Genomic DNA, 8,191 nt, shown 5'->3' with positions numbered 1-8,191 from the left:
CGGTTCATCCGGTTGGTCACACGAATCGTCACCGTGTCGCCCTCCTTCCAGCGCAGCGTTGGCCCTGGAATCGATCCGTTGATCGTCGTCGCGACCCGATGTTTTCCGGTGAAATTGACCGGCGTCTCGGCCACCACCAGATCGAATTCGCGACCCCGCAACTCCGGGGCCGTCCCGGTTGCGGCGGGCGCCGTTTGCGCGCGCGCCGTCCACGGGGCCAGCCCCAGCATGACGCCGCCAGCAGCGAACCCTTGCACGAAGCGCCGCCGTTGAACATGGACACCTTCTGGCCGGATGAGGAGATTGCGTTGCATGGTTTCGGCTGCTCCTATTCAATGGAAAATCGAAGCCGTAGCCTAGGACATTAATGTCATGTTCTCGTCAGCTTGCTGTTGACGTGCTGCGGCTAGAGTTTGGGAACGAGAGCACGGCCGCAAGCCGTCGCCTCGTTGGGGGAGATCGATGAAACTGCTGCTTGTCGAGGACGAAATCAAGACCGGTGAGTATCTGAGACAGGGGCTCAGCGAATCCGGATTCGTCGTCGATTGGGCGCGCAACGGCCTCGATGGCCATCATTACGCGATGACCGCGCCCTACGACCTTATCGTGCTCGACGTCATGCTTCCCGACGTCGACGGCTGGCGCATCCTCCAGTCTCTGCGCGAGTCTGGTAACGGCACCCCGGTGTTGTTCCTCACGGCGCGCGACGCGATCGAGGACCGCGTCAAGGGTCTTGAACTCGGAGCCGACGATTATCTGGTCAAACCTTTCGTCTTCACCGAACTGCTCGCGCGCGTGCGCAGCCTGTTGCGCCGCGGCCGTGCCCCGATCCAGACCGACCAACTACACGTCGCGGATCTGGTGCTCGATCTACCGCGGCGTCGCGCCACGCGGGCGGGGGTCCGGATCAATTTGAGCAGCAAGGAGTTTGCCTTGCTGGAACTGCTGATCCGACGCCAGGGTGAAGTGCTGCCCCGATCGCTAATCGCCTCTCAGGTGTGGGACATGAACTTCGACAGCGACACCAACGTGATCGACGTCGCCATCCGGCGCCTGCGGGCCAAAGTCGATGACGGTTTCGAGCCCAAGCTGATCCAGACCGTGCGCGGCATGGGCTACGCCCTGGACGTCCCCGATGGGCATTGAGAAGCGGGCTCGCCGGCCAACGTCACTGGCGGTCCGGGTCACGGTTTTGGTCGGGTTGGCGACGACGACCATGTTCCTGCTCTCGGCATGGAGCATTGAGCATTCGATCGAGCGGCATTTCGCGCGGATGGATCTGGCCGAGTTGCGGGCCGCGTGGGCTTCGGTGGATGCGGCACTTCGGCGCGATCGCATCTCGACACCAAATCCTGCGCAGTCGCAAGGACTCGCCGATGCTATGGCCGGGAGTCACGGCGTTTCCATTGTCATCCGTAATGCCGATGGTCGATTGTTGTACAAGACCGTCACACCTGATCTCGATGCGTTGGTTCGGCAGGTTCCCGCAACCGCGAACTTGAACCTCGACGCGCTGCATATCTGGAGGACATCTCACCATGTCTATCGGGGAGCAGTCTTGCGTAGCGGCGACAAAACAGTCGTCGTGGCAACGGCCATCGATTTCCACCTCCAGTATCTGCGCAAATTGCAGAATGCCCTTTGGGCCGGGACGCTGGTTGCAAGTCTCATCAGTGTTCTGGTCGCAGGCCTGGCCGTACGCCAAGGGCACGCGCCGCTGCGCCGCATCAGCGCACGCATGCGGGAAATGACAACCGAGCGGCTGCACACCCGGTTGGACCCCGCGCACGTTCCAATCGAACTCGCGGATCTCGTGGCCGCCTTCAACGCCATGTTGACCCGGATCGAGCAAGGCTTCGCCCGTTTGCGTCACGTCTCGGCCGACATTGCCCATGAGTTACGAACACCGGTGACCAACCTGAGGACGCAGACGCAGGTCGCGCTGTCCAAGGCGCGAGACGTGGATGCGTACCGGGAAATCTTGTACTCGAACCTCGAAGAGTTGGAGCATATGAGCGCGATGATCGGCGACATGCTGTTCCTGGCCCAGGCCGAGCAGAGCTCGGTGCGTCGCGACGCATCTGGAATCGATCTGAATGCCGAAATATGTGGCTTGTTCGACTACTTCGAAGCCTGGGCGGAGGACCGCGGTGTGCGGCTCGAACTGGGAGGTCAGGCTGGCAAGGTCGACGGCGATCGGGAGATGTTGCGCCGCGCACTGAGCAATCTCATCCGATATACGCAGCACGGTCAATCCGTCCATGTGCGCTTGTCGCAGGACGAGCGATGGGTCAAGATTGAAGTATGCAATCCCGGCACCAGCATTCCTGCCGAACATTTGCCACACTTGTTCGATCGCTTTTACCGCGTGGATCCTTCGCGCCAGCGCCGTGGCGAAGGGGCGGGGCTCGGCTTGGCCATTGTCAAGTCGATCGTCGAAGCGCATGCCGGCCAAGTCGGCGTCACGTCCGAGAATGGGAAAACATGCTTCAGCGTGCGATTGCCGGCGGCGCATTCCAGTTGACCGCCCACGCGGGAGCTTGTACGCATGCCTCTCCCTCCGCTGGCGGTTTCATGCCGATGACGTTTCGCCTTGCGTGACGAGCCGAAGCCCATCAAAGGGGTTCAGAACGGGTCTGAACCCTGCTCTTTGGGAAGGATCGGTCATACCAGTCTCGGCACGGCGTTAATACTACGTGTGAGACCGCGCATTTCAAGAGCCGGGCGCGGACGATGCCGTCGGCAGTGACGGGGTGCTCAACGCAACCTGGATTTGCTGCTCCGCCTGAAGGCGGATTTGGACGATTTGCCGCAGGATTTCGGCAACCGCGGCGCCGGCCTTGGCCTGTGCCGCCGGATCGGGCTTGGCCACGGAGTTGACCGCCAGCAGGTTGGCGCGAGCGGTGTAGAGCTGCGCCTGCAAGGCGCCTTCCTGACGCAAGGCCTCGGCTTGGATCTGTCCAATGCGCACGCGCTGCTGCGGCGTGAACGTTTCCTGCCAAGCACCCCTGGCCGCCGGCCAGATGTCCCCGCCCATCATGCCGTAGCCATAACCGCCGTCGTCACCATAGCCGTGATCGCCCTGAACGCCGAGCGCACCCCAGTCCCTGACCGGACCGTTCATCATGCCGTAGCCGAATCGTGGCCCCCACCAACCGGAACTTTCACGCCAGGGGGGCGGTGCGCCCGCTTCCCATCGCCGGCCCCAGAAGGGGACAGCGCCGAATTCGGGGATCAAGAGCAGGTAAAAAGCGAACAGCACGATCGCCAGCGCAAGCAACCACTTCGGTAGCGGTTTCATGATCCGGGCCTCAGCTTTCCAGCTCGCGCCGCATGCGGTCGTAGATGTCGCGGTCGATGTCCCCGCGGGCGTAGCGCTCCTTCAGAATGTCCAGGTGCCTTTTGCTGTCGGATCGCGCCCCGGCATCGCCTGAATGGCCCGAATGACCAGTGAACAGCCATCGGATCAAACCGACGAGCACGGTGAGAATCAGAGCCTGTCTGAACCTCTCCCCACCCCAACCCTCCCCCATCTCGTGGGGGGAGGGTTGGGGGGCATCCCCCACGTTCGCGCAGCGCCTTTCTCACTTATCCCCCACTCCGTGGGGGATGCTGGGGAGCCTTGCGCGCTGCCTTGCGTCTGTCGCCCATTTTGGAAATCTCAATAGCCAAAAGTCGATGGACTCTATTGAGTTTTCCCTAAATGGCGACATCACCAAAGCCCAGCCTGGACCCAGCAAGCGGCGATGATCGACGGGCGGTGTTGCGCGCTCTTGAGCTTGTTGCGGGCGGTGAGGTTGAGCTCGTCGAGGTTGGCCGGAGAGAAGTTGGCGAGGGCATGCCGCTTGAGCCACGCCCACAGGCATTCCACGGGATTCAAGTCTGGCGCGTACGGCGGCAGGAATGCCATCTGGACAGCGCCCCCGGTGGAGTCCAAATACTCGCGCACGAGCTTGCTGCGATGCGCCTTCAGGCCGTCCCAGATGATCAACAGCGGCTGCTTCAAGTGGGCACGCAGCGCCTTGAGGAACTCGACATGCCGCTCCTTCTTGATCGAGCCCTCGTGCAGCCGGAACAGGCCGTTCGTGTGCGACAGCCCGGCGATGACGGAGATGTGGGTCCAGTTGAAGTGGAACTGGATGATCGGCGTCTGGCCCTTGGGCGCCCAGGTGCGCACCCGCGTGGGGCGCTCGCTCAAGCCCGACGCGTCGATGAAGACGATCAGCCGCCCTTGGCGCCTGGCTTTTTTTTGAGCGCAGGCCAGGTCTTGCGCTTCCAAGTCTGCACGGCATCCCCGTCACGCTCGATGGCGCGGCGCTCGGGCTTTTGCACCGAGAACCCCAGACCACCGAGGATGCGCCAGATCTGGGTCTGGCCGAACTGGACACCGTACAGGCGCCAGGTGAGCACGCCCACGCGCTTGAGCGTCTACAGGTCCGTGCCGAAACCATGCTCCGTCGGGCGTTGCAGCAGCGCACGCCCCAAGTCCTGCAACTGGTCTTCATCCAGTCGGGCCGGACGCCCTCGCGTAGGCATCGCCGGCAACGCATCGATGCCGCCTTCATCGAGCACCGCCTTCCAGGTGTATGCAGTCTGCCGTGCCACACCCACCGCATGTGCAGCCTGTGCCGGCGTCTTGCCCGCCAGCAACATGCGACCGGCTCGCAAGCGCCGCCGCATAGAGTCGTCCAATCGTTTCGTCACCATCTCTCGCGTCCCCGACTTCCCCAATATCGGTATAACGCATGACCAGCTCAACGGTTGTCATGATTTACGGAAAGATCAATAGCGTTGGCGCATTCAGCCGCCTTGCATCTGAGGCTGCAGGCCACGCCAGGTTCGCAGACGGCGACCAAGCGTCCGACTCACCACCCCGGTGTGCGCAATAGGACTGTGCCGGACTTGCCGTCGACATGACTCTTGCGCTTGGTCACGGGTCGAACTGCGGCGTGAGCTGAGCGCCTTGGCGCTCAGCCGCCCGTTGAGCTCACTCGGCATGACCGGTCATGCCCATTCGCTGTTCGCCCATCATGCTCAGGCGCTGGTTGGCGATGGTCCTTTGCTCGGGGCTCAGCACGGCGTAGAGATGCTTGAAGGCCTTGGTCATTGCCTCCATGCCGGTCAGGCGTTGCTGCAACAACTGCGTGCGCGCCTGCATGCGATCGGGTGCGGGTGCGGTTGCGTTCGCGTCCCGCAGCTTGCCGCGCATGGTTTGCATGGCCTCGGCTTGCTGCTTCGCCTGGGTGGCGAAGGCTTGCCAGGCGGGTTCCTGCGCGGCGGTGATGTTCAGCGCGGTCTTGGTGTCGGCCAGATGGCGGTCCACCATCGCCGCGGAATCACCCCCATGCATCATGCCTTCGGCCATGCCGCGCTGACGCATGTTGCCCTCACCCATCATGCCTCCACCCATCATGGACCCCGACTCCATGCCGGCAGCGCTGCCCGACATGCGCGATGAGCCCATGCCGTCGGATTGCGCAAAGGCCGTGCCGATGGCGGCAGCGGACAAGACGGCGGTGATGCCGGCGATGACTTTCTGATTGCGTTTCATGGTGCTGCTCCTGTCTGAATTGGGCGAATGGTCCGTGGGACGATCCCGCCGGGCCAGATGGAAGGAAGTCCTTCGCAACGGTTCCCATTGCAGCCCCGGCATGTAAGCGCGCCATGTCAACAAAGCCCTTTTTTGTATCGCACTGCGCGCAATCCTGGCGTTGACATGCTGCGTTACATTGTTTTTTCCTGAGCACCCGGCCCGCCGGCCAAAATCGACGCATGGAAACCTCCGACCACATCCTGATCGTCGATGACGACGCCGAGATTCGCCGCCTGCTGGGCGCTTATCTGCAGAAGAACGGTTTGCGCGTGACGGCTGTTGGTGACGGCAAGGCCATGGAACGCGCGCTGCTGGCCTCCGGCGTCGACCTGATCGTGCTTGACCTGATGCTGCCCGGTGACGACGGCCTGACCCTGTGCCGCAAGCTGCGCGCCAAGTCCGACATCCCCATTCTGATGCTGACGGCGCGCGGCGAGGAGACCGATCGCATCGTCGGTCTGGAAATGGGCGCCGACGACTATCTGCCCAAGCCCTTCAGCGCGCGCGAGTTGCTGGCGCGCATCAAGGTCATCCTGCGTCGTGCCCGCAGCCTGCCGCGCAATCTTCAGCCGGACGAGGTGCGCCAGGTGCGTTTCGCCGGCTGGACCCTCGACACCGCGCATCGCCACCTGGTTTCGCCCACCGGCGTGATGGTCGCGCTGAGCGGCGCCGAGTACCGGCTGCTGCGGGTTTTTCTGAACCACCCGAACCGGGTGCTCAATCGCGACCAGTTGGTCGATCTGACGCAGGGCCGTGAGGCCGACCCGCTCGATCGCAGCATCGACGTGCAGGTCAGCCGGCTGCGCCAGCGCCTGGGCGACGACCCGCGCGACCCCGCCCTGATCAAGACGGTGCGCGGTGCCGGCTATGTCCTGTCGGCCCCGGTCGAGGCAATGGCCTGATGCGCCTGCTGCCGGCCTCGCTGTTCGGGCGGATGATGCTGATCCTGTTCAGCGGCCTGGTGCTCGCCCAGATCCTGAGCGCCTCGATCAATTTCGCCGAGCGCGATCGCCTGCTGTTGCGCAGCAGCGGCATGCAGTCGGCGCAGCGCATCGCCGACATCGTCAAGCTGCTCGATTCCCTCGGCCCTGCCGAGCAGCAGCGCATCGTCACCATCCTCAGTGTGCCGCCGCAGGTGGTGAAGCTGGAGGCAGCGCCGCGGGCGCCGCGTGCCGCGGCGCTGGACAACCCCCATGCCGCCATGTTCTCGGCCGCGCTGCATGCCGCGCTGGGTGATGCGCGGCCGCTGCGGGTTTCCGTCCGGCAGGCCGCGTCGGGCGCCAGGCCATCCGGGCTCGAGTCCGGCCGCCAGGACATGATGGGTGGACATGGGGGCATGGCAGCGGCCATGTCGGGCATGCCGGACATGCAGGCCATGAAACCCTTCATGCCATCGGGCTTGATGTTTCTGACCCAGGTGCAACTGCGCGACGGCAGTTGGGTCGCTTTCGACACCCAGTTGCCGCAAGGCCCGGCCAGCACGCCGTGGCGATTGCTGCTGACCCTGCTGGTGCTGCTGCTGACGGTGCTCGTCCTGTCGTATGCGGCGGTGCGCTGGATGACCCGGCCGCTGGCGGTCCTGGCCTCCGCCGCCGATGCCCTGGGCAAGGACATCAACCGGCCGCCGCTGCCCGAGACCGGGCCGACCGAGGTGAGGCGCGCCGCGCATGCGTTCAACATCATGCAGTCCAGCCTGGTGCGTTTCATTCAGGACCGCACCCGCATTTTCGCTGCCATGTCGCACGACCTGAAAACGCCCATCACCCGCATGCGCCTGCGCACCGAACTGCTGGAAGACGCCGATTTGCGCCAGCGTTTCGACAAGGATTTGCGCGAGATGGAACTGATGGTGACGCACACGCTGGATTTCATGCGCGGGCTTGAGACACCCCAAGTCGTCCGGCCGATCGACATCACGGCGCTGCTCGAAAGCCTGCAGGCGGACAATCAGGACATGCAGCGCGAAGTCCTCATCGAAGGCCGCGCACTAACCCCCTATGTCGGCGACCCCGAGCGGCTCAAACGTTGCGTCTCCAACCTGATCGACAACGCCATTCTCTACGGCAGGCAGGCGTGCATCATCGTCGAAGACAGCCCCGCAGCCCTCACCCTTCGCATCCGGGACCAGGGGCCCGGCATCGCGCCAGACGAACTCGACAAGGTGTTCGAGCCGTTCTACCGGCTCGAAGCGTCACGCAGCCGCGAGACCGGCGGCACCGGCCTGGGGCTCGGGATCGCCCGCAACATCGCGCGCGCGGCCGGTGGCGATGTGACCTTGCGCAACCACCCGGATGGCGGCCTGGAGGCCACCTTGCACCTGCCGCGCAAATCCGGTTATCTGGATGCTCATTGATTCGGTTCTATGAAGATTGAACTGTCAGCGGACGTCCCTACGGGGACGTGAAGCAGGTTCCGGGCGTGTGCTGAAACCCGAGCAAGAAGAACAGACACGTCGCACCATAGTCGACAAACGCGCCGAGCAGTTGAGGATGGATTTCTGCCTAGGGCCTGTTAACACAAACTGCGAAGGCCATCGGCAACCAGTACGAAGCTGAGGAAGCCGAGAAACATCGCGTCAAGTTTTTCGAACCGAGAGAA

At 63.6% G+C, this 8,191-nt stretch carries 8 protein-coding genes and 2 pseudogenes; 5 read left to right on the top strand and 5 right to left on the bottom strand.

What is annotated here, in order from left to right:
• A partial coding sequence (locus B7X30_RS14390; RefSeq protein ID WP_286731498.1) for a multicopper oxidase domain-containing protein occupies positions 1–314 on the bottom strand: 314 nt, incomplete at its 3' end.
• Positions 315–462: 148 nt separating this feature from the next.
• Between B7X30_RS14390 and B7X30_RS14385 the strand changes: the two genes are divergently transcribed.
• Both B7X30_RS14385 and B7X30_RS14380 read left to right on the top strand, forming a co-directional pair.
• Positions 463–1,146: a heavy metal response regulator transcription factor gene (locus B7X30_RS14385; RefSeq protein WP_286731496.1), complete on the top strand. Its 684-nt coding sequence runs from the start codon at positions 463–465 to the stop codon at positions 1,144–1,146.
• Positions 1,136–2,524: a heavy metal sensor histidine kinase gene (locus tag B7X30_RS14380; RefSeq protein ID WP_286731492.1), complete on the top strand. Its 1,389-nt coding sequence runs from the start codon at positions 1,136–1,138 to the stop codon at positions 2,522–2,524. The genes B7X30_RS14385 and B7X30_RS14380 overlap by 11 nt, the downstream gene beginning before the upstream one ends.
• Positions 2,525–2,713: 189 nt before the next feature.
• Here B7X30_RS14380 and B7X30_RS14375 read toward each other — a convergent pair whose 3' ends face one another.
• The 4 genes and pseudogenes from B7X30_RS14375 to B7X30_RS14360 form a co-directional block, all read right to left on the bottom strand.
• Positions 2,714–3,301 (bottom strand): hypothetical protein, encoded by a 588-nt coding sequence (locus tag B7X30_RS14375; protein WP_286731490.1) that lies wholly within the window; start codon positions 3,299–3,301, stop codon positions 2,714–2,716.
• 10 nt (positions 3,302–3,311) lie between these two features.
• On the bottom strand, positions 3,312–3,482 hold the full coding sequence (locus tag B7X30_RS14370; protein WP_286731488.1) for an SHOCT domain-containing protein: 171 nt from the start codon (positions 3,480–3,482) through the stop codon (positions 3,312–3,314).
• Positions 3,483–3,712: 230 nt separating this feature from the next.
• Positions 3,713–4,707: pseudogene (locus tag B7X30_RS14365) on the bottom strand (IS630 family transposase).
• Between the two features lie 280 nt (positions 4,708–4,987).
• Complete coding sequence (locus B7X30_RS14360; protein ID WP_286731486.1) at positions 4,988–5,551, bottom strand: Spy/CpxP family protein refolding chaperone; 564 nt, start codon at positions 5,549–5,551, stop codon at positions 4,988–4,990.
• Between the two features lie 221 nt (positions 5,552–5,772).
• Here B7X30_RS14360 and B7X30_RS14355 point away from each other — a divergent pair, with 221 nt between their 5' ends.
• From B7X30_RS14355 to B7X30_RS14345, 3 genes and pseudogenes are all read left to right on the top strand, one after another.
• The gene (locus B7X30_RS14355; RefSeq protein ID WP_286731483.1) at positions 5,773–6,495 is read left to right on the top strand and encodes a response regulator; all 723 of its coding nucleotides are present in this window, start codon (positions 5,773–5,775) and stop codon (positions 6,493–6,495) included.
• The gene (locus tag B7X30_RS14350) at positions 6,495–7,946 is read left to right on the top strand and encodes an ATP-binding protein (protein WP_286731479.1); all 1,452 of its coding nucleotides are present in this window, start codon (positions 6,495–6,497) and stop codon (positions 7,944–7,946) included. Before B7X30_RS14355 ends, B7X30_RS14350 begins: the two co-directional genes overlap by 1 nt.
• 28 nt (positions 7,947–7,974) lie before the next feature.
• Positions 7,975–8,097 (top strand): annotated as a pseudogene (locus tag B7X30_RS14345) (IS630 family transposase); the annotation flags it as partial.
• Between the last annotated feature and the right edge of the window lie 94 nt (positions 8,098–8,191).

The sequence above is a fragment of the Thiomonas sp. 13-64-67 genome (assembly GCF_002282795.1).
GTDB lineage: Bacteria > Pseudomonadota > Gammaproteobacteria > Burkholderiales > Burkholderiaceae_C > Thiomonas > Thiomonas arsenitoxydans.
Note: the sequence above shows the minus strand (reverse complement) of the source record. Positions and strands in the feature narration are given on the sequence as shown.